General features: G+C 72.6%; 24 protein-coding genes. 17 read left to right on the plus strand and 7 right to left on the minus strand.

Annotation, left to right across the window (positions count from 1 at the left end):
* Positions 1-2: 2 nt before the first annotated feature.
* The gene (locus tag CFI00_RS00470; RefSeq protein ID WP_207083396.1) at positions 3-140 is read right to left on the minus strand and encodes a hypothetical protein; all 138 of its coding nucleotides are present in this window, start codon (positions 138-140) and stop codon (positions 3-5) included.
* A 133-nt stretch (positions 141-273) separates the two neighbouring features.
* Entirely contained in the window at positions 274-1,848 is a 1,575-nt protein-coding gene (locus CFI00_RS00475) for a YegS/Rv2252/BmrU family lipid kinase (protein ID WP_242532613.1), read from the minus strand.
* Positions 1,849-1,964: 116 nt separating this feature from the next.
* Here CFI00_RS00475 and serS point away from each other — a divergent pair, with 116 nt between their 5' ends.
* From serS to CFI00_RS00500, 5 genes are read left to right on the plus strand one after another with little or no spacing between them, the layout of a single operon-like run.
* Entirely contained in the window at positions 1,965-3,230 is a 1,266-nt protein-coding gene (gene serS / locus CFI00_RS00480) for a serine--tRNA ligase (RefSeq protein WP_207083398.1), read from the plus strand.
* Entirely contained in the window at positions 3,223-4,059 is an 837-nt protein-coding gene (locus CFI00_RS00485) for an HAD family hydrolase (protein ID WP_207083399.1), read from the plus strand. Before serS ends, CFI00_RS00485 begins: the two co-directional genes overlap by 8 nt.
* 4 nt (positions 4,060-4,063) lie before the next feature.
* Positions 4,064-4,384: a DUF1905 domain-containing protein gene (locus tag CFI00_RS00490; RefSeq protein ID WP_207083400.1), complete on the plus strand. Its 321-nt coding sequence runs from the start codon at positions 4,064-4,066 to the stop codon at positions 4,382-4,384.
* Complete coding sequence (locus tag CFI00_RS00495; protein WP_207083401.1) at positions 4,381-5,181, plus strand: HAD family hydrolase; 801 nt, start codon at positions 4,381-4,383, stop codon at positions 5,179-5,181. The genes CFI00_RS00490 and CFI00_RS00495 overlap by 4 nt, the downstream gene beginning before the upstream one ends.
* 10 nt (positions 5,182-5,191) lie before the next feature.
* Entirely contained in the window at positions 5,192-5,773 is a 582-nt protein-coding gene (locus tag CFI00_RS00500) for a hypothetical protein (protein ID WP_207083402.1), read from the plus strand.
* An 18-nt stretch (positions 5,774-5,791) separates the two neighbouring features.
* Here the strand turns inward: CFI00_RS00500 and CFI00_RS00505 are convergent, their stop codons facing one another.
* From CFI00_RS00505 to CFI00_RS00520, 4 genes are read right to left on the minus strand one after another with little or no spacing between them, the layout of a single operon-like run.
* Positions 5,792-6,412, minus strand: coding sequence for a bacterial proteasome activator family protein (locus CFI00_RS00505; RefSeq protein WP_207083403.1), 621 nt, complete (start codon positions 6,410-6,412; stop codon positions 5,792-5,794).
* A 53-nt stretch (positions 6,413-6,465) separates the two neighbouring features.
* Positions 6,466-7,431, minus strand: a complete 966-nt coding sequence (locus tag CFI00_RS00510) for an NAD(P)H-quinone oxidoreductase (RefSeq protein ID WP_207083404.1) — start codon at positions 7,429-7,431, stop codon at positions 6,466-6,468.
* A 4-nt stretch (positions 7,432-7,435) separates the two neighbouring features.
* Positions 7,436-7,759 (minus strand): DUF6457 domain-containing protein, encoded by a 324-nt coding sequence (locus tag CFI00_RS00515; protein WP_207083405.1) that lies wholly within the window; start codon positions 7,757-7,759, stop codon positions 7,436-7,438.
* Positions 7,760-7,809: 50 nt separating this feature from the next.
* Positions 7,810-8,388, minus strand: coding sequence for a molybdenum cofactor guanylyltransferase (locus CFI00_RS00520; RefSeq protein WP_207083406.1), 579 nt, complete (start codon positions 8,386-8,388; stop codon positions 7,810-7,812).
* A 43-nt stretch (positions 8,389-8,431) separates the two neighbouring features.
* On the opposite strand from CFI00_RS00520, the gene CFI00_RS00525 reads away from it, so the two are divergent.
* The 8 genes from CFI00_RS00525 to CFI00_RS00560 all read left to right on the plus strand — a co-directional run bounded on the left by CFI00_RS00525 (position 8,432) and on the right by CFI00_RS00560 (position 14,586).
* Positions 8,432-9,205, plus strand: a complete 774-nt coding sequence (locus tag CFI00_RS00525; RefSeq protein ID WP_207083407.1) for a carbon-nitrogen hydrolase family protein — start codon at positions 8,432-8,434, stop codon at positions 9,203-9,205.
* An 11-nt stretch (positions 9,206-9,216) separates the two neighbouring features.
* Positions 9,217-10,479, plus strand: coding sequence for a hypothetical protein (locus tag CFI00_RS00530; protein ID WP_207083408.1), 1,263 nt, complete (start codon positions 9,217-9,219; stop codon positions 10,477-10,479).
* 90 nt (positions 10,480-10,569) lie between these two features.
* Complete coding sequence (locus CFI00_RS00535; protein WP_207083409.1) at positions 10,570-10,797, plus strand: biotin/lipoyl-binding carrier protein; 228 nt, start codon at positions 10,570-10,572, stop codon at positions 10,795-10,797.
* A 37-nt stretch (positions 10,798-10,834) separates the two neighbouring features.
* Positions 10,835-11,491, plus strand: coding sequence for a Pr6Pr family membrane protein (locus CFI00_RS00540; protein ID WP_207083410.1), 657 nt, complete (start codon positions 10,835-10,837; stop codon positions 11,489-11,491).
* A 72-nt stretch (positions 11,492-11,563) separates the two neighbouring features.
* Positions 11,564-12,778, plus strand: coding sequence for a hypothetical protein (locus CFI00_RS00545; protein ID WP_207083411.1), 1,215 nt, complete (start codon positions 11,564-11,566; stop codon positions 12,776-12,778).
* A complete protein-coding gene (locus tag CFI00_RS00550) occupies positions 12,775-13,170 on the plus strand; it encodes a hypothetical protein (RefSeq protein WP_207083412.1) in 396 nt (131 codons plus the stop codon). The genes CFI00_RS00545 and CFI00_RS00550 overlap by 4 nt, the downstream gene beginning before the upstream one ends.
* Positions 13,163-13,537, plus strand: a complete 375-nt coding sequence (locus CFI00_RS00555) for a hypothetical protein (protein ID WP_207083413.1) — start codon at positions 13,163-13,165, stop codon at positions 13,535-13,537. The genes CFI00_RS00550 and CFI00_RS00555 overlap by 8 nt, the downstream gene beginning before the upstream one ends.
* A 38-nt stretch (positions 13,538-13,575) precedes the next feature.
* The gene (locus CFI00_RS00560) at positions 13,576-14,586 is read left to right on the plus strand and encodes an aldo/keto reductase family protein (protein ID WP_207083414.1); all 1,011 of its coding nucleotides are present in this window, start codon (positions 13,576-13,578) and stop codon (positions 14,584-14,586) included.
* A gap of 172 nt (positions 14,587-14,758) precedes the next feature.
* On the opposite strand, the gene CFI00_RS00565 is transcribed toward CFI00_RS00560, so the two are convergent.
* Positions 14,759-16,021, minus strand: coding sequence for an MFS transporter (locus CFI00_RS00565; protein WP_207083415.1), 1,263 nt, complete (start codon positions 16,019-16,021; stop codon positions 14,759-14,761).
* 99 nt (positions 16,022-16,120) lie between these two features.
* On the opposite strand from CFI00_RS00565, the gene CFI00_RS00570 reads away from it, so the two are divergent.
* The 4 genes from CFI00_RS00570 to CFI00_RS00585 are packed head-to-tail and all read left to right on the plus strand — an operon-like array spanning position 16,121 to position 18,821.
* Positions 16,121-16,501 (plus strand): metalloregulator ArsR/SmtB family transcription factor, encoded by a 381-nt coding sequence (locus CFI00_RS00570; RefSeq protein WP_207085313.1) that lies wholly within the window; start codon positions 16,121-16,123, stop codon positions 16,499-16,501.
* Entirely contained in the window at positions 16,498-17,247 is a 750-nt protein-coding gene (locus CFI00_RS00575) for a cation transporter (RefSeq protein ID WP_207083416.1), read from the plus strand. Before CFI00_RS00570 ends, CFI00_RS00575 begins: the two co-directional genes overlap by 4 nt.
* Positions 17,247-18,146, plus strand: a complete 900-nt coding sequence (locus CFI00_RS00580; RefSeq protein ID WP_207083417.1) for a cation diffusion facilitator family transporter — start codon at positions 17,247-17,249, stop codon at positions 18,144-18,146. Before CFI00_RS00575 ends, CFI00_RS00580 begins: the two co-directional genes overlap by 1 nt.
* Positions 18,147-18,200: 54 nt before the next feature.
* Positions 18,201-18,821: a hypothetical protein gene (locus tag CFI00_RS00585; RefSeq protein ID WP_207083418.1), complete on the plus strand. Its 621-nt coding sequence runs from the start codon at positions 18,201-18,203 to the stop codon at positions 18,819-18,821.
* Positions 18,822-18,830: the final 9 nt, after the last annotated feature.

Genomic DNA, 18,830 nt, shown 5'->3' on the forward strand with positions numbered 1-18,830 from the left:
TGCTACCAGGCGTCGCGGTACTGCACCGCCATCGTCGCGGCGATGGTCACCCCGACCGCGAGCGAGAGGCCGATCCTCCACTCCCCGCCGAGCAGGTAGCCGCCGCCCCCCGGGCAGCTCGTGGCCGGCCCTGCGCTCACCCTAGGCGTACCGACACGCCTTGTAACGCCGGGTTAGGGCCTGTACCCACCCGGATATATCTCGGTGGGTACAAGAGCTAACCCGGCGTTACAGCGGCGGGCGCATCAGTCACAGCGGCGGGTCGGCCGGCGGTCAGCGCGGCACGCGCACCAGCAGCCGGCCGTGGATGCACTCCATGTGCAGCTCGCGACCCTCGCCGATGGAGTCGCCGTCGAGCTGGCGGGGCGTGTCGGAGGCGGCCTTGATCCGCACCCGCGAGCCCGTGCGCCGGTCGAGCGTCTCGTCGACGATCGTGCTCTTGGCCAGCACGCGCATCGCCACCGTGATCCACGACAGGAACTGCCGCGGGTGGATGATGACCACGTCGAGGATGCCGTCGTCGATCGTCGCGTCGGGCAGCAGCGGCATCCCGGCCTGCAGGAAGCCGACGTTGCCGACCACGACCGTGCGGGCACGGTGGACGCTCGGCTCCTGGTCATCGATCTGGATCTCGACCTTGATCGCGGGGAACATCAGCGACTTCAGGCCCGAGACGACGTAGGCCACCCAGCCGATCTTCTTCTTGATGTCCTCGTTGACACCCTCCATGAGCGCGGCGTCGAAGCCCATGCCCGCCATGACCATGAAGTGGGTGTCCTCGATGTTGTCGCCGCCCACCTTGACCAGGTCGATGGCCCGGTCCTGGCCGTTGAGCGCGACGTCGATCGCCGAACGGAGGTAGAGCGGGACGTCGAGGTTGCGGGCCAGCAGGTTGCCGGTGCCGGCCGGGATGATGCCGACCGGGATGCCGGTGCCGGCGAGCTCGGCGCACACCTCGCGCACGGTGCCGTCGCCGCCGCAGACCATCACCAGGTCGGCGCCGGAGACCGCGGCGCGCTCGGCCATGCCGGTGCCGGGGTCCTCGATCGTCGTGTACTGCCAGGTCGGCTCGGACCAGCCGGACTCCCTGGCCATCTCGGCGACCGTGGCGCGGAACTGCCCGACGTCCTCGACCTTGATCGGGTTGAGGATCACCGCGAGCCGGCGCTGGGAGGTGAAGACCTCCGGGAGCGGTTCGGCGTTCGCCGCGGTCGATCGCGGACGCGGGTCGATGAAGGCCAGGGCCAGGAAGAAGACCGCCAGCGCGAGCAGGGTTCCGCCGATGACGTCGCTCGGGAAGTGGCGCCCGAGCAGGATCCGGTCCATCTGCACCAGCAGCCACCAGGCCACGGCCAGCGTGATGCCGAGGCGGCGCAGGCTCGTACGCCTCACGAACAGGACCAGCAGCATCACCAGGATCGCGGCGAACGCGGCGCTGGAGGAGGCGTGGCCGGACGGGAAGCTGAAGTTGGTGTGGCTCCCCAGCGCGTCCTGCCAGTCCGGCCGGTCGCGGCCCAGCTGGCTCTTGAGCACCGTGGTCGCGAGGGCGGTCACCGACATCACCACGACGGCGAGGAGCGCCGCCCAGCGCTGGCGGCGTACGACGAGCCAGAGCGCCAGGAGGACGGTGAGGATCGTCATGCCGATCGTGCCGAAGGCCGTCTCGACCACCCGCAGCGTCGAGATCAGGGGCGCCGAGTCGTCGGCCCAGTCCTCCAGACGGCGGCCCTCGATGTCGAAGGCGTCGAGGGGAGCGCGTTCCTGGGTGACGAGGTAGGCCAGGACGGCGAACAGGCCTCCCGTGAGGAGCGCCCAGGCCAGGCTGCGGTTGCGGAAGGCGGGAGTCACCTGCGAAGTATGCCCAAACCGGTTCGGAATCATGCTGTTGCGGCGGCTAGCCTTCCCCATGTGACCCCACCCCACGACGAGCCTCGCTTCGCTCCCCTCGCCGCAGGGACCCCGGAATGATCGACCCTCGCCTGCTCCGTGACGACCCCGACCGCGTACGTGCCGCCCAGGCCAAGCGGGGCCTGTCCGCCGACGTGGTGGACCGGGCGCTCGCCGCCGACTCCGCGCGGCGCCAGGCGATCGCCGACTTCGAGTCGAAGCGCGCCGAGCAGAAGGCGAGCGGTGCCCTGGTGGCCAAGGCTCAGGGCGAGGAGAAGCAGGCCCTGCTCGCTCAGGTCAAGGAGCTCGCCGCTGGGGTGAAGGCCGCCGAGGCCGCCCGAAACGACGCCGAGGCCGCCTGGGACGAGGCGATCAAGGCCATCCCCAACGTCGCCGACGACGCCGCGCCCGCCGGTGGCGAGGAGGACTACACCGTCATCGAGCACGTGGGCACGCCCCGCGAGTTCGACTTCGAGCCGCGCGACCACGTCGAGCTCGGACGGATGCTCGGCGCCATCGACATCGAGCGCGGCGCCAAGGTCAGCGGCTCGCGCTTCTACTTCCTCACCGGCGTCGGCGCGCAGCTCCAGCTCGCGCTGGTCAACATGGCGATGGACCAGGCCCGCGCGGCCGGCTTCATCCAGGCGGCCGCCCCCTCGCTGGTGCGGCCGCGCGCGATGGAGGGCACCGGCTTCCTCGGCCAGGCCGCCGACGACGTCTACCAGATCGCGGGCGAGGACCTCTACCTCGTCGGCACCTCCGAGGTGGCGATGGCGGCCTACCACTCCGACGAGATCCTGGATGCCGCCGCGCTCCCCCTTCGCTACGCCGCCTTCAGCCCGTGCTTCCGCAAGGAGGCCGGCTCCTACGGCAAGGACACCAAGGGCATCTGGCGGGTGCACTGGTTCGACAAGGTGGAGATGTTCGTCTACACCACCGTCGAGGAGTCGTACGCCGAGCACCAACGGCTGCTGGCGTGGGAGCGGGAGTTCCTCGACAAGCTCGAGCTCGCCTACCGGATCATCGACACCGCCGCGGGCGACCTCGGCCTGAGCGCGTCGCGCAAGTTCGACTGCGAGGCGTGGATCCCGAGCCGGCAGGGCTACGGCGAGCTCACCTCGACGTCCAACTGCACCGACTTCCAGGCCCGTCGCCTCGACATCCGCACCCGCGGGGAGGGCGGCACCACGCCGGTCGCGACCCTGAACGGCACGCTCACCGCCGTCACCCGCGCGATCGTGGCGATCCTGGAGACCCACCAGAACGAGGACGGGTCGGTGACGGTGCCGCAGGCGCTGCGCCCCTACCTCGGCGGACTGGAAGTGATGAAGCCCCTTGACTGACTGGGCCCCCAAGGTCGTCGCCCTCGACATCGACGGCACCCTGCTGAAGTGGGTCGACGGGCAGACCGAGGACTACGAGACCATCACCGCGCCGGTCTACGACGCGATCCACCGCGCCCTCGACGCCGGCGCGCACGTCGTGCTGTCCAGCGGTCGCTCCCCGCACGGCATGACGCGGATCGCCGACATGCTCGACATCCCCCGCGAGGAGGCCGACCAGCTGTGGGTGGTGGCGTCCAACGGCGCGGTGGTCTTCCGCTACCCGCCGATGGAGGTCGTCCACGAGGAGACCTTCGACGCCGCGCCCGCGGTCGCCGCGGTGCTGGAGCACCACCCCGACGCACTGGTCGCGGTCGAGGAACGCGCGGTCGGCGGCTACCGCGTCAACCGCGTCTTCCCGGAGGGCGAGATCTCCGGCGAGCAGATCATCACCGAGGTCGACGACATCGTCGGTGAGCCCGTGAGCCGCGTGATCATCCGTGACCCCGATGCCACGGCCGACGACTTCCTCGAGCTCGCCTCCAAGCTGGGGCTGCACGGCACCGACTACGTCGTGGGCTGGACCGCGTGGCTCGACCTGTCCCCGGTCGGGGTCTCGAAGGCCTCCGGACTCCAGCACGTGTGCGACCGGATCGGCCTCACCGCCGCCGACGTGCTCGCGATCGGTGACGGTCGCAACGACATCGAGATGCTGCGCTGGGCCGGTCGCGGCGTCGCGATGGGCCAGGCCGTCGACGAGGTCAGGGCCGCGGCCGACGACGTCACCGCGTCGGTCCACGACGAGGGCGCGGCGCTCGAGATGTCGCGCTGGTTCCCGCAGGGGGCCTGATCCCGTGGGCGAGGGGTTCACCTTCACCGCGCCGCTGTGGCGGTGGACCGCACGCCAGGAGTCGGCCGACTCCTCCTCGTGGTGCTTCGTCACCCTCCCGCCCGACGTGGCCGAGGAGGTGCGCGACGGCTCGGGCGAGCCGCGCGGCTTCGGGTCCGTGCGCGTACGCGTCCGGGTCGGCGCCACGACCTGGGACACCAGCGTCTTCCCCGACTCCGGCTCCGGCGGCTTCGTGCTGCCGGTGAAGAAGGCCGTCCGCGCCGCGGCGGGTGTCGAGGAGGGCGACGAGCTGACCGTCACCCTGTCGCTCCGGGACCCGGCGTGAGCACGCCGCGGCTGGTCGCCACCGACCTCGACGGCACCCTGCTCCACTCCGACGGCACCGTCACCGACCGCACCCGCGCGGTGCTCGAGGAGCTCGACGCCCGCGGCGTGCCGGTCGTCTTCACCACCGGGCGCCCGATCCGCTGGATGGAGGAGCTCTGGGCCGACGTCGGCGGCCACGGGCTCGCGATCTGCAGCAACGGCGCCCTGGTGTACGACGTCGCGCGCCGCGAGGTGCGCGACTTCCGGGCGGTGCCGCGCGAGGTGGGCGTCGCCGTCGCAGAGCAGCTGCGCACGGCCGTCCCGGGGACCACCTTCGCCGTCGAGCACACGACCGGGTGGGCCAGCGAGGTCGACTTCCCCCGCCACCCCGACGACCGGGCCGAGCGCCACACCGGCGACCTCGCCGACATCTTCGGCGACGACGTGGTGAAGGTGCTCGCGGTGCACCGCGACCTCGAGCCGGAGGACTTCTGGCGCCGGGTGGAGGCGTCGGCGGGCGACCAGGTGGTGACGACCTGGTCGTCGTCCTTCGCGCTCGTCGAGATCAGCGCCGCCGGCGTCACCAAGGCCACCACGCTCGCCGTGCTGGCCGACGAGATGGGCGTCCTGCCCGAGGACGTGGTCGCCTTCGGTGACATGCCCAACGACGTGGCGATGCTGCAGTGGGCCGGCACGTCGTACGCCATGGCCAACGCCCATCCCTCGCTGCACGAGCTCGCCGACCACCGGGCGCCGGCCAACGACGACGACGGGGTCGCGGTGGTGCTGACCGACCTCTTCGGCCTGTCTCGCTAGGCTGCCCGCCATGATCCGTGCCGTCCATGCTGTCCGTGTCGCTGCCGCGATGCTGCTCGCGTGCGTGGGCCTGGTCCTGACCGTGAGCGCACCGGCCTCCGCAGCGTGCACCTGCAAGCAGGGCCAGCTCGAGCAGCAGGTCCAGCGCGCCGACGTGGTCTTCATCGGCACGATCGACGGCGTCGAGGCTGCCGGCGACGACTTCACCTACGACGTCACCGCGTCCCGGGCCTACCAGGGCACCCCCGAGCGCTCCACCCAGGTCTTCTCCGCCGGTGGCCCGGCCGCCTGCGGTCTGGGCGAGCTCGAGGTCGGCACGACCTACGTCTTCCTCGCCACGGGCGACGCCGCGCCGTACGACGCCGACAGCTGCGGCGGCACCGCCGTCGCCAACCCGACGAAGGTCGACAAGGTCGAGCAGCTCCTCGGGGAGGGCACACCGGTCGAGCCGCCCCCGCCCCCGACCGCGGAGCTGACCCGCGTCGAGGACTCCCCGCCGGCGGGCTTCGCGCGCGCCGCCGCACCGGGCGCCGCCGCCGCGATCATCGGCCTGCTCGGCCTCGTCGTCGTACGCCGCCTCGCGCGCCGCTGACCCGTCCGGGCCGACGCCTCAGAGGTACATCCCGCTGGACGTCCCGCCGGACTCCTGGGTCTCGTCGGAGGGCATGTTGGGCATCCCCATCGGCTGGTGCTGCGCGTGGCCGGGGCCGGCAGGCAGCGCGCGGCGCATCTGCTCGAGCTGGGCGCGCGAGGCCATCTGCTGGGCGTAGATCGCGGTCTGGATGCCGTGGAAGAGGCCCTCGAGCCAGCCGACGAGCTGGGCCTGCGCGATGCGCAGCTCGCCCTCCGACGGGGTGCCCTCCTCGGTGAAGGGCAGCGAGAGGCGCTCGAGCTCCTCGACCAGCTCGGGGGCCAGACCCGACTCGAGCTCCTTGATGGAGGCGGCGTGGATCTCCTTGAGACGCTGGCGGCTGGCCTCGTCGAGGGGCGCGGCCTTCACCTCCTCGAGGAGCTGGCGGATCATGCTGCCGATGCGCATCACCTTCGCCGGCTGCTCGACCAGCTCGGTGATGTGGCGCTCGCCCCCACCCTCCTCGTCGTCGTCACCGGACTGCTGCGTCATCGCCGGCAGGGCGCTCGCGGGGATGGTGCCGATCGGCTGGCCGTCAGGCCCGACCACGACCACGTGGTCCTCGGACGCAGGGGCGCTGGGCTGCTGCTGCTCGGTCATGACCGCCACCCTATGACGCGCCCGGTGGCCGGGCGACGGGAGCGGTTGGCTCATCAGAGCGTCAGCAGGATCTTCCCGGTGTGGGCGCCGTCCTCCATCAGCTGGTGGGCGCGCGCCACGTCCTCGAGCGGCATCGTGGTCTCCACGATCGGGCGGATCCGGCCGGCCGCGACGTGCGGCCAGACGTTCTCCACCACCCCGCAGCAGATGGCGGCCTTCTCCTCCAGCGGTCGAGCGCGCAGCGACGTCGCGGTCACCGATGCGCGCTTGCGCAGGAGGGCCTGGATGTCGAGCTCGCCCTTGGTGCCGCCCTGGAAGCCGATGATGACCAGACGCCCGCCGGTGGCGAGGGCCGCGACGTTGCGGCCGAGGTACTTCGCGCCCATGTTGTCCAGGACGACGTCGGCGCCGCCGGCCCCGCTGAGCACCTCGACGAAGTCCTCGTCGCGGTAGGAGATCGCCGTGGCCCCGAGCGAGCGGCACAGCTCGAGCTTCTCCGGCGACCCGGCGGTCGTGAAGACCTCGGCCCCACGCGCGACGGCGAGCTGGATCGCCATCGTGCCGATGCCGCCGGCGCCGCCGTGGACGAGGAAGCGCTCGCCCTTCGCGAGGTGGGCGGTCATGAAGACGTTGGACCACACGGTCGCGGCGACCTCGGGCAGCGCCGCGGCCTCGACGAGGGACACGCCGCCCGGCACCGGCATGACCTGTCCGACCGGCACCGCGACGCGGGCGGCGTACCCGCCACCGGCGAGCAGCGCGCAGACCTCGTCGCCGACCGACCAGCCCTCCACGCCCTCGCCGAGCTCGGCGATGCGACCGCTGCACTCGAGGCCGATGACCTCGGACGCGCCCGGGGGCGGCGGGTAGAACCCCTGCCGCTGCAGGGTGTCGGCCCGGTTGACCGCCGTCGCGACGACGTCGACCAGCACCTCCCCTGCGCCGGGTCGGGGGTCGGCGACCTCGCCGACGGACAGGACCTCGGGGCCACCGGTGCCGGTGGTCACGACTGCGCGCACGGAATCAGTCCTCGTAGAGATCGCTGGAGTGGTCGACCGACGAGTCGTCGGGCACCTCGTCGTCGACGTCGTCGGGGTCGGGGGCGTCGGCGGGCCGGTCCCAGCTCTCGGCGAGCAGCTGCGCCCGGGCCGCGAGCTTCTCGATCGCCTCCGGGTCGGCGTCACCCGCACCGGCGGCCCAGCCGAGCAGGTAGGCGGTGATGGGCGCCGCCGTCTTCTGCACGTTCTGCGCAGCGGTGCGCGCCAGGTCGAGGACGAGGCCTTCGTCGACCTCGGTGTCGACGTCGAGGACGTCGCTGAGCTCGTCGATCCAGTCGTGGAGGTTCACGAGCCCAATGTCCCTCACCCCACCCGGCGGCGGCAAGGGAGGAGGCCCGCTCAGCCGCCGAGGTCGCGCAGGTCGGCCCAGGTGTCGATGTCGAGCGCCTCCTCGGCGCCGGCCGGCACCGACGCCAGGCGCAGGGGGGCGAGGAGCCGGTGCAGCGCCATGCCGTGCTGCTGCTCCAGCCCGGGGCGTACGTCGGCGAGGCGGGTCGCGTCGAGCACCCCGGCCAGCTGCCGCCGGCCGTCGTCGTCGACGAGGAACGCCCCGTCGTGGCCGTCCGCCGCTGCGCGCAGCCTCCGCATCGTGGCCGCCGTGACCCGCGGCATGTCGACGGCCAGCACGCCGACGAGCCGCGGTCGGCGCAGCAGCGCGTCGACACCGGTGAGCAGGCCCGCGACCGGACCGCCGCGCGGCGGGTCCTCGCAGGCGAACGTGACCGGCCGCTCGGTCGGCACGGACTGCGGGGCGACGACCACGACCTCGTCGGCGTCGAGGAAGGCGTCCACGGCGTGGGCCAGCAGCGTGCGACCGGCGAGCTCGACGCTCGCCTTGTCGATCCCGTCCATCCGCGCCGCCGTGCCCCCGGCCAGCACCACGCCGCAGAAACCGGCTGCAGTCAGGTCGAGGTCCATGTGCGCATCCTCCCAGCCCGCTCCGCTCTGGCAGTCTGGAGGCATGGACACCGGACAGCAGCTGCGCGTGCGCGTCCACCAGTGGGCGAGCGGCCTCGACCCCGACGCCAACCGTGGGCGACTGGCCACCGACGTGGCGCCCGGCGCCGACCTGGTCGTCCTGCCGGAGGCCTACGCCCGCGACTTCGGGGAGGCCGGGTCCGACATCAGTGCGTACGCCGAGCCGGTGGACGGACCCTTCGCCACCGAGGTGGCGCGGGTGGCCGACGCGACCTCGAGCACGGTGGTCGCCGGCATGTTCGAGACCTCCGCCGACCCGGCGCGGCCCTGGAACACGCTCGTCGTGCGCGGCGCCGGTCGGGCGGACTACCGCAAGATCCACCTCTACGACTCCTTCGGCTACCGCGAGTCCGACCGGCTGACCGGCGGACCGCTCGAGCCCGTCGTCGTCGACGTCGAGGGCTGGAGGGTCGGGCTGATGACCTGCTACGACCTGCGCTTCCCCGAGCTCGCGCGCCGCCTCGTCGACGCCGGCGCCGAGGTCCTCGTCGTGCCGGCCGCGTGGCTGCCCGGCGAGCGCAAGGTGGCGCACTGGCGCACCCTGCTCGCGGCCCGGGCCATCGAGAACACCTGCTTCGTCGTCGGCGCCGCCCAGCCCGAGCCCCGCTACAGCGGCCACTCGGTGGTCGTCGGGCCGCTCGGTGAGGTGCTCGCGGAGGCCGGGGGAGCCGAGGCGACCCTCGACGTCGTGCTGGAGCGTGCGGACCTCGAGACGGCCCGTCGCACCAATCCGTCCCTGTCCAACCGACGGCTGTAACCTCCTGCGACGTGTCTTCCCCCACCGCCGACAGCCCCCGCGGGTCCTCCCGCGGCAAGCGGGCTGCCGAGCGGCCGCCCTCGCGGCTGCGCCGGACCCGGAAGCCGAAGCCCCATCCCGCCCCGGCCGAGGCCCCGCCGGAGCCGGAGCCCACCCCGGTCGCGGCGCCGCCCGCCACGCCCGTCGCCACCGCGCACGCACCTGCGCCCGAGCCGACCCCTGAGCCGACCCCTGAGCCCACCCACGACACCGGCGCCCTCCCTCCCGACGGCCCGCGTCGCTCGCTGCTGCTGCTGTGGTTCGCCGTGCTCGGCCTGGGCGCCGCCGCGCTCGTCTGGTCGGCCCTGGGCGGGCTCCTCGCCGAGAATGCGTCGGCCGGCCCCCTGGGATCCGTGCCGGAGTGGGTGGACGGCGCCGGCGCGGTGGCCGTGGCCACCGCCCTGTCGTGGCTGCTCGCCACCCGGACGGCGGGGCGCGCGCTCGTCTCCGCCGGTCTCGCGCTGGCGCTGGGCGTGGCCAGCCTCCTCGTCGGCGGGAGGGTGCTGCCGACCGGCGCCGCGGTGATGACCTGCGTCGTGGGCAGCGTGTACGCCGTGATGGTCACGGTGCCGGCCGTGACCTGGTGGAAGGCGGTGCGCGAGGTCCTCGTCGCGGTCCTGGTGGCGGTGGTGACGGCCTTCGCGGCTGTCGGCTTCGAGCCCACCGTCGCGCCCGACCGCTTCGACCTCGCGGCCCTGTTCCTCGCCCTCGGCCTGGTCTTCACCATCGTCTACCGCCTCGGCGCCGGCCTCCACGGCCTCGGCCGGCGCGGCATGATCGTGGTCGCCTCCGGCCTCGCCGTCCTCGTCGTGACGCTGCTCTACGCCGAGCTGCTCCGTCGCTACGGCACCCAGACCTTCGTGTCGTCCGTCCTCGACTTCGCCGACTGGGTCTCGGCCCGCATCGGGGCGTTCCCGCGCCCGCTGGTCGTGCTCCTCGGCATCCCGGCGCTGGCGTGGGGCACCCACCTGCGCGCCCGCCGGCGCCAGGGCTGGTGGGTGTGCGCCTTCGGCGTCGCGGCCACCGTGCCGCTGGCCACGGGCCTGGTCGCGCCGGACAGCTCCTACCTCGAGGCCGGCCTGCGGGCGGCGTACTCCCTCGTCCTCGGCCTGCTCATCGGCTACGTGCTGATCCGCATCGACCTCGCCCTCACCGGCACCAAGGGCAGCCGCGGACGGCGCGCGGAGGAGGCCGGACCGCACCGGCCCGAGCCGCGTCGCTTCGCCGAGCTCTGAGCCTGCCCCCGAGCCTGGCCCTGAGCCCGCCCTTGGGCCCGCCGCGGGTCCGATCAGCGGCTACGCCCCGGTAACCGCTAGCGTCGAGCCATGGCCCGCACCACGTCGCTCGAGATCGTGTCCGAGCTGGTCGCCAACGTGCTGACCATCGAGGTCGCCGAGGGCGACCGCGTCGAGGCCGGCGACACCGTCGTGCTGCTGGAGTCGATGAAGATGGAGATCCCGATGCTCGCCGAGCGCGCGGGCACCGTCACCGCGATCAAGGTGACCGTCGGCGACGTCGTGCAGGACGGCGACGTCCTCGTCGTCCTGGACTGACCGCACCTGCGGGCATCCGGGCCCCTACGCTCACGCCATGACTCCCGCCCGCGCCCGGTCGGTCCACCTGGCCGTCGCCGTCGTCGCCTGGGCGGCGGTCGTCCTGCAGCTGGTGCTGGTGCTGCTCGGCTCGGCCGTCCTCGTCGAGGAGGACCCGCCCGGCCGCGCGGAGAGCGTCTACCGCTTCTTCGCCTACTTCACGATCCAGAGCAACCTGCTCGTCGCGCTCACCTCCACAATCCTGGCGCGCGACCCGGCCCTCGACCGCCGGGGCTGGCGCGTCGCCCGCCTTGCCGGCCTGGTCGGGAACACCGTCACCGGCCTGGTGCACTTCTTCCTGCTGCGCCCGCTGCTCGACCTCGACGGTGCGGACTGGGTCGCCGACAAGCTGCTGCACATGGTGGTGCCGGTGCTCGCGCTGGCGGCCTGGGCTGTCGTCGGGCCCCGCCCACGGATCGCCGTGCGCGAGGCGGCGTACGCCCTGTGCTGGCCGCTGGCCTGGCTGGTCTGGACGCTCGCGGTGGGCGAGGTCGACGGCTGGGTGCCCTACCCGTTCCTCGACGCCGGCACCGAGGGGTGGGCCACGGTGGCGGTCGTCAGCGTCGGCATCACGGCGCTGTTCCTGCTGCTGTTCGGCGCCTTCGGGTGGCTGGACCGCAGGCTCGCTGCGGCGCCGCGCAGCGACCCGCGCTGAACCCACAGGCCCCGCGAGGTTTGGTGCCGACCGGCACGCGGAAGGATGTCGGCGTCCGGAAGGAGACCGACGTTGAACGACATCGTCATCAGGTACGACACGCTGGCCCTCACCCAGCAGGTGCTCGAGCGCCAGCACGGCCACGCCCAGCAGATGGCCTCCTACATCCGGTCCCAGGGAGACATCGGTGACGCCACCGGTCTGCTGCTCCAGGTCTTCGACCCGCTGTCGCGTGCCGCGGTCCAGGCGGCCGGCTACGCCATGGACGCGCTGGCCTCGCTCGAGCAGGCCGCCGCCGCGGCGGTCGGCGAGACCGCCGTCGACTTCCGCAACCAGGACGGCTCGGTCAGCGACTTCTTCACCACCCTCGGCGGCGAGCTCGGCGCGTGCGGCGGTGCCGCGGGCCCGACCGGCCCCTACCCCGACCTGCGCGGCCCGACGCTGCCGGCCGCGGGCGAGTCGGCCGGCGGCGACCACGGCGACGTCAACTCGTTCATCTGGGAGAAGGGCGCCGACACCGTCGGTGCCGTGGGTGACGGCGTGAGCGATGCCCGCCAGCTGATCGAGCGGGTGGGCGACCTCGGCAACGGCGGCCCGGTGCGCGAGCAGGTCGACGCGACGTCGTACCTCGTCGCGCCCAGCAACCCGGAGAACCCGGTGCAGGACCTGCGCTGGAGCGCGGGCGCGATCCTCGGCAGCATCGACTGGGTGGCCGAGCAGTTCCTCGGCTACTCGATCCTCGACCGCTGCATCTACCACCCCTTCGCCGGTGACTGGGAGGCGATCTTCCGTGCCTCGGAGGCGTGGAGCCACTGCGGCGACGCGTGCTTCGCGCTGGCTCGCAACCACGCCGGGCTGGTCGCCTCGACCGCGCCGACCTGGCAGGGCGTCTCGGGCCACTCGTTCCGCGCCAGCATGACGTCGGTGTCGGGCGGAGCCCTCGGCATGCAGTACGCCATGGGCTACGCCAGCGACCTGGTCAAGAACATCTCGACCGCCTGCAAGCTCGCCGCGACGGGCATCGGCATGGCGCTGAACTTCATCGTCAACAAGCTGCTGAAGATGGCCGCGCAGGCGGCGACGCCGGTGGTCGGCTGGGCGGTCGGCGCGGTGACGCTCTACAGCGACATCGAGGGCATCGTGAAGAAGGTGAAGCTGATCTACACGATCATCGAGACCATCGCGACCGCGATCGAGGGCTTCGCTGAGGGCAAGATGGCGATCATGGACAAGTACGAGGTCATCGCCGACGTGGTGTCGGGCTTCGGTCAGAGCGCCACCGCATGAGCGTGCCCGGTGGACAGCCCGACCCCGTGCTGGCGCGGCTCGAGGCGCTGATCGGCACCCTCGAGCGCGACGCGCGTGCCTCCGAGCGCGAGCTCGCCGACAGCGACCGCGAGCGTGCCGACGCGGCCCGCGACGGCCGGATGGGACCGGAGTGGCAGCGGGTCCAGCGACGCATCGACGCCGGCGAGACGACGGTGCTCGACGTCTTCTCCGGTCGCGACGAGTCGCCCGAGGCACAGCGCCTGCGCGAGATGTCCAGCGCCAACCTCCAGGCCCTGCGCGAGACGATGCCGCCGGACCTGGTCGAGGAGGTCGAGGACAGCGACGAGGCCTTCGACCGGATGCGCGAGCGCGTGACGCGTCCTCCGCGGCGGGACGTCGACGATGCCTGAGCCGACCGTCCGGCGCTGGTCGCGCCGCATCGTCCACCCGCGCCTGACCCTCACCACCACCGACGTCGAGGCCACGTTGCGCCAGGTCGAGGCGTGCCTGAACGACGAGGGCTTCCGCAGCACGCCCGCCGACGACGGGTTCCGCGCGAAGCGTCGTCCGTGGCTCTCCTGGCTCGCCGCGGCCGCCGCGACCTCGTGCGTGGTCTTCGTCGAGCCGACGTCACCGAGCACCGTCGTCGTCGACGTCGAGGACACCGGAAACCACCCGGCCCCCGACAAGGTCGCCGAGGCGCTCACCGACGCCGTACGCCTCCTCGCCTCCGCCGGCGTCGAGGTGCAGGTGGGCGAGTGGCAGGCCGTCCCCTGAGCAGACCGCCCTTCCGGGTGCCCCGCTAGTGTCGAGGAATGGAGTTTCGATACCTCGGCAACAGCGGACTGAAGATCTCTGAGATCACCTACGGCAACTGGCTGACGCACGGGTCCCAGGTCGAGAACGACGTCGCCACGCAGTGCGTGCGCGCCGCGCTCGACGAGGGCATCTCGACGTTCGACACCGCCGACGTCTACGCCAACACCGCGGCGGAGACCGTCCTCGGCGAGGCCCTGAAGGGCGAGCGCCGCGAGTCGCTGGAGATCTTCACGAAGGTCTACTGGCCCACCGGACCCAAGGGCAAGAACGACACCGGCCTGTCCCGCAAGCACATCATGGAGTCGATCAACGGCTCGCTCGAGCGGCTGCAGACCGACTACGTCGACCTCTACCAGGCCCACCGCTACGACACCGAGACGCCGCTCGAGGAGACGATGCAGGCCTTCGCCGACATCGTCCGCCAGGGCAAGGCGCTCTACATCGGCGTCAGCGAGTGGACCGCCGACCAGATCCGCGCCGGCGTGGAGCTGTCGAAGGAGCTCGGCTTCCAGCTGATCTCCAGCCAGCCGCAGTACTCCATGCTCTGGCGCGTCATCGAGGGCGAGGTCGTGCCGACCTCCGCCGAGCTCGGCGTCTCGCAGATCGTCTGGAGCCCGATGGCACAGGGCGTCCTGTCCGGCAAGTACGTCCCCGGCCAGCCGCTGCCCGAGGGCTCGCGCGCCACCGACGACAAGGGCGGCGCCGACATGATCAGCCGCTTCATGAACGACGACACCCTGTCCGCGGTGCAGGACCTCAAGCCGATCGCCGAGGACTGCGGCCTCACGATGGCGCAGCTCTCCATCGCCTGGGTGCTGCAGAACGACAACGTCGCCGCCGCGCTCGTCGGTGCCTCGCGCCCCGAGCAGGTCGCCGACAACGTCAAGGCCGCCGGGGTGAAGCTCGACGCCGACGTGATGAAGCGCATCGACGACGCGCTCGGCTCGGTCGTGATCAGCGACCCGGCCAAGACCGCCGAGGGTGCGCCGAAGGGGCGCGTGGTCTGAGGCCTCGGTCTCCCGCCGTCCTTGAGGGATCCCCGGCTGACCGGGGATCCCTCAGGTTGTCGGCCTCTGCACGCCCTGACAACCCGTGGGAGAGCCTGACAACCTCTGGCCTCGGGCGTACGCCCAGGCGGCAGCCCGGCCGACCTGTGGTCGTCCGACGCGCCGGTTCGCCTCAGGGGCGCGTCACCCGATAGCGCACGAACGCCGGCACCGCGAGCGCGGCGAGCACCGTGAAGACCACGACCAGTACGCCGCCGCCGGCTGCGGCGACCGCGGCCCCGGTGGCTGCCGCGGTGGCGCCGTGGGCCACGTCGGCGACCCGGGGGCCGCCGGCGACCACGACGATGAAGATGCCCTGGAGCCGGCCGCGCACCTCGTCGGCCGCCGCCGACTGCAGCATCGAGGTGCGGAAGGCCGCGGACGCCATGTCCGCGGCGCCGCCGATCGCCAGCATCAGCACGGCGATGCCGAGCATCAGCGCAGGCGCGAAGGGCGCGAGCATCGCGGCCACGCCGAAGCCGACCATCGCCACGCCCCAGACCAGGATCGCGACGATCACCGCGAGGCCCTGGCGCTCCACGCGCGACACCCAGCCCGACAGGACGCCGCCGACCACCGCGCCTGCGGGGATCGCGGCGAAGAGCAGCGCGAAGGCCAGCCCGCCCTCGCTGGGCCCGCCGAAGTCGACGTCGGCCATCTCCGGGAAGAGCGCCCGCGGCATCCCGAAGACCATGGCGATGATGTCGACGACGAACGACATCATCAGCACCGGCTGGGTCCGCAGGTAGCGGAAGCCGTCGATCACCGCCCTGATCCCCGGCGTCACCGTCACGCCCATCACCGGCAGCGGCGGGAGGTGCACGACGGCGCCGAGGGTGGCGAGCAGCGCGATCGTGTCGAGCAGGTAGAGCCAGGAGAAGCCCACCAGCGGGATCAGCGCCCCGCCGACGAGCGGACCGGCGATGCCGCCGGCCTGCATGACGGTCATGTTGAGCGAGTTGGCGGCCGGGAGCAGCTCCTGGTCGAGCAGCCGCGGCAGCAGCGCCGACCGGGTGGGCTGATTGACGGCGAAGAAGGCCTGCTGCACCGCGAAGAGGGACAGCAGCAGCCACACGTCCTCGGTGCCGGTGGCCGCCTGGAGCCAGAAGCCGAGGCTCGTGAGGATCAGTCCGACCGTCGTGATGACCAGCAGCGTGCGGCGGTCGAAGACGTCGGCGAGCGCACCGCCCCACAGGCCGAAGACGACCAGCGGCACCAGCCCGAAGACCCCGGTCAGGCCGACGTAGGCCGACGACCCGGTCATCGCGTAGATCTGCGCCGGGACGGCCACGACCGTGAGCTGGGCGCCGATGACGGTGATGATGTTGGCCCGCCAGAGGCGGCGGAAGTGGGGGTTGGCGAGAGGGCGGGTGTCCGCCAGCAGTCGCCTCTCCACCCGCGCAGGCTAGGTCACGCGTACGCCGCTGCGCCGCGCAGGTCGGCTGCGGACCGGCTGGACCGATCGACGTCACAGGCATAACATCGGCACGTGACGATGAAAGCGACTGACGCCGCTGCCCCGGGCGTCGAGGGGACGACCGGGCTCACGGCCGCGGCCTGCCTCTTCCACGGGTTCTCCGACACCTCGCGGCTCTCGATCGTGCGCCACCTCGCTCTGGGTGAGCACCGCGTCGTCGACCTCACCGCGCACCTCGGTCTCGCGCAGAGCACCGTCTCCCAGCACCTCGCCTGCCTCAAGGACTGCGGGCTCGTCTCGTCCCGGCCCGTGGGGCGGGCCTCGATGTGGTCGCTCAACCACGCCGACACCGTGATGGACCTGCTCGCCTCGGCCGAGAGGCTGCTCGCCCTGACCGGCGACGCGGTCACGCTGTGCCCGACCTACGGCCCCGACTCGCTCCACGGCGAGGCGTCGTGACCACCTCCTCCGTCCGCGACGCCGGCGAGCGGCGGCAGCTGGGTCGTCGCGCCCAGCTGCTCGCCGCGGCGTCGGTGTCCTACAACCTCGTCGAGGCAGTCATCGCCGTGACCGCCGGACTCGTCGCCGGATCCGTCGCGCTCGTGGGCTTCGGACTGGACTCCATGGTCGAGGTGTCCAGCGGCCTGATCATCCTGTGGCAGTTCCGCCACCCGTTGCCCGAGTCACGCGAGCGCGTGGCGCTGCGGCTGATGGCAGTCTCGTTCTTCGCGCTGGCGGCGTACGTCGGCGTCGAGTCCGTCCGCGCCCTGGTCGGCGGCCACGCCCCGGACCCGTCCCCGGTCGGCATCGCGCTGGCCGCCGCCTCGCTGGTGGTCATGCCGTTCCTGTCCTGGGCGCAGCGACGCACCGGCCGAGCGTTGGGGTCGAACGCGGTGGTGGCGGACTCGACCCAGACGTTGCTGTGCACCTACCTCTCCGCCGTCCTGCTGGTCGGTCTGGTGCTCAACGCGACGTTGGGGTGGTCGTGGGCGGACCCGGTCGCCGGGCTCGTCATCGCGGTCGTGGCCGCGAGGGAGGGGCTCGAGGCCTGGCGGGGCGAGGGCTGCTGCGCGCCCGCCGGGGGACAGGCGCACGCCGACCGGGACGCCGGTTGCTGCGGTGACGGTTGCGGCTGCACCGCGTCCGGAGCGCTCACGATCGGCTCCGCCCGCGACGCACGCCCGGGTCGCGACGGGGTGTCGTGATGGGCGCGGGACACGGGCACGGCCACGCCGGCGCGCGGCACCGGTGGCGCCTCGCCGTCGCCTTCGGCCTCGTCGCGACCTTCTTCGTCGTCGAGCTCGTCGCCGGCCTCGTCAGCGGCTCGCTGGCGCTGCTCTCCGACGCCGGGCACATGGCCGCCGACGTCGTGGCGCTCGGCGCGGCCCTGGTCGCCACGAAGATCGCCACCCGCCGCGACGACACCGGTCGCCGCACCTACGGCTCCTACCGCGCCGAGGTCTTCGCCTCCGGCTTCACGGTGCTGCTGATGCTCGGGGTGGCGGCGTACGTCGTCGTCGAGGCCGTACGCCGTGCCGGGGAGGCGGTCGAGGTGTCGTCCGGCCCGATGCTGGTCGTCGGCGCCCTCGGACTGGTCGTCAACGTCGTGTGCCTCGGTCTGCTGCGCGGCGGGGCGAAGGAGTCGATCAACGTGCGCGGGGCCTACCTCGAGGTGGTGGCCGACACCGCCGGCAGCCTCGGGGTGGTGCTGGCCGGTGTCCTGGTCGCGCTGACCGGCTCCACCAGCGCCGACACCGTCGTGGCGCTCGCCATCGGCGGGTTCGTCGCGGTGCGCGCGGTCGTCCTCGGGCGGGAGGTGCTGACCGTCCTGGGACAGCACGCACCCCACGACGTGGACCTCGACGCCGTGGTGCGCGACCTCGAGCAGGTGCCCGGCGTCGCGCAGGTGCACGACCTGCATGCCTGGACGCTGACGTCGGGGATGAACGTCGCGACCGCCCACCTCGTGCTCCGCGTCGGCGCCGACTCGCAGGTCGTGCTGGGCGCCGCCCGGGCCACCCTGCGCGAGGGCCACGGGATCGACCACGCGACGCTCCAGGTGGAGGTCACGCCCGCCCGCGAGTGCCACGAGGCGACCTGGTGACACACTGAGCGGCGTACGCGCCCGGTCCGCACGGCGCCGCGAGACGAGGTGCACGTGTCCGAGGCAGTGATCGAACACCCCGCCACGCCCACGCTCGCAAAGAGCGCCAACGTCCTGGCCAAGGGCGCGCTCGTGCTGCTCCTCGTCTTCGCGGTGGTCTACCCCGACCAGGCCAACCTGCGTGACAAGGCCGCCGGCATGCGGGCCATCGGCTACCCCCTCGTGTCCTTCACCATCCCGGTGCTGTGGTGGACGCTGTGGCGCGACCGGATGTCGTTCCCCTGGCTGCCCGACCTGCTCATCACCCTCACCTGCTTCTCCGACATCCTCGGCAACCGGATGGACCTCTACGACACGGTCGTGTGGTTCGACGACTGGATGCACTTCGTCAACACCGGCCTCCTCGCGGCCGCGTTCGTGCTGCTGACGCTGCCCCGGGACGTCGGTTTCGGCCGCGTCCTCGAGCGCTGCCTCGCCTTCGGGGCGACCGTGGCGATCGCGTGGGAGGTGGCGGAGTTCTTCGCCTTCATCAGCCGCTCGACCGAGCGGGAGTTCGCCTACGCCGACACCCTCGGCGACCTCGCCCTCGGCACCGCCGGTGCCGTCGTCGCAGCGCTGGTCATCCACCGCGCCTGGCGCCACGGGTACCTGGTGCACCCCCACCCGCTGCGCTGATCCGACGAT

The sequence above is a fragment of the Nocardioides sp. S5 genome (genome assembly GCF_017310035.1).
Classification (GTDB): domain Bacteria; phylum Actinomycetota; class Actinomycetes; order Propionibacteriales; family Nocardioidaceae; genus Nocardioides.

Excerpts from the sequence above, each read along its gene's own strand:
- CFI00_RS00540 (WP_207083410.1), top strand. The coding sequence starts at position 10,835 with ATGACTCCCGCCCGCGCCCGGTCGGTCCACCTGGCCGTCGCCGTCGTC.
- CFI00_RS00555 (WP_207083413.1), top strand. The coding sequence starts at position 13,163 with ATGCCTGAGCCGACCGTCCGGCGCTGGTCGCGCCGCATCGTCCACCCG.
- CFI00_RS00500 (WP_207083402.1), top strand. The coding sequence starts at position 5,192 with ATGATCCGTGCCGTCCATGCTGTCCGTGTCGCTGCCGCGATGCTGCTC.
- CFI00_RS00505 (WP_207083403.1), bottom strand. The coding sequence starts at position 6,412 with ATGACCGAGCAGCAGCAGCCCAGCGCCCCTGCGTCCGAGGACCACGTG.
- CFI00_RS00580 (WP_207083417.1), top strand. The coding sequence starts at position 17,247 with ATGGGCGCGGGACACGGGCACGGCCACGCCGGCGCGCGGCACCGGTGG.
- CFI00_RS00550 (WP_207083412.1), top strand. The coding sequence starts at position 12,775 with ATGAGCGTGCCCGGTGGACAGCCCGACCCCGTGCTGGCGCGGCTCGAG.
- CFI00_RS00570 (WP_207085313.1), top strand. The coding sequence starts at position 16,121 with ATGAAAGCGACTGACGCCGCTGCCCCGGGCGTCGAGGGGACGACCGGG.
- serS (WP_207083398.1), top strand. The coding sequence starts at position 1,965 with ATGATCGACCCTCGCCTGCTCCGTGACGACCCCGACCGCGTACGTGCC.
- CFI00_RS00525 (WP_207083407.1), top strand. The coding sequence starts at position 8,432 with ATGGACACCGGACAGCAGCTGCGCGTGCGCGTCCACCAGTGGGCGAGC.
- CFI00_RS00560 (WP_207083414.1), top strand. The coding sequence starts at position 13,576 with ATGGAGTTTCGATACCTCGGCAACAGCGGACTGAAGATCTCTGAGATC.
- CFI00_RS00535 (WP_207083409.1), top strand. The coding sequence starts at position 10,570 with ATGGCCCGCACCACGTCGCTCGAGATCGTGTCCGAGCTGGTCGCCAAC.
- CFI00_RS00520 (WP_207083406.1), bottom strand. The coding sequence starts at position 8,388 with ATGGACCTCGACCTGACTGCAGCCGGTTTCTGCGGCGTGGTGCTGGCC.